1 pseudogene is annotated in these 388 nt (G+C 75.5%); it reads right to left on the reverse strand.

Annotated features, from left to right (window positions below):
* Positions 1 to 388 (reverse strand): annotated as a pseudogene (locus JHN63_RS52135) (hypothetical protein); the annotation flags it as partial.

Genomic DNA, 388 nt, shown 5'->3' on the forward strand with positions numbered 1-388 from the left:
CCCCCGTTCCCCCCGCCCCCCTGGGCACCGCGAACCGCGCCACACCGCACGGCACTTCCCGTGTGGCGTACGGCAGTCGCAGCACCCCGTCCTCGGTCCACAGCCCGGCGCCCGCCAACCACCCCTCGGGCGCCGGGAGTTGGAGCAACTGCCGCTCCGCGGGCCGCCATACGGCGAACCAGGTGCCGGCCGGGCCGTCGATACGCAGCGCCACCCCGCAGTTCTCCGGCATCAGCACCTGCCCCGGCTGGATCGCGAACGGCGTCACCGTGCAGTCCGGCACCCGCAGGCACTCCGGGAACCGCACCGGCAGCGTGGAGCCGATCACCCCCCAGCCCAGCCGGTCCCCCCGCCCCGGCGATGGCGCGTCCGAACGGATCAGCAGCAG

The organism is Streptomyces sp. MBT65 (assembly GCF_016612545.1).
Taxonomy (GTDB): Bacteria; Actinomycetota; Actinomycetes; order Streptomycetales; family Streptomycetaceae; genus Streptomyces.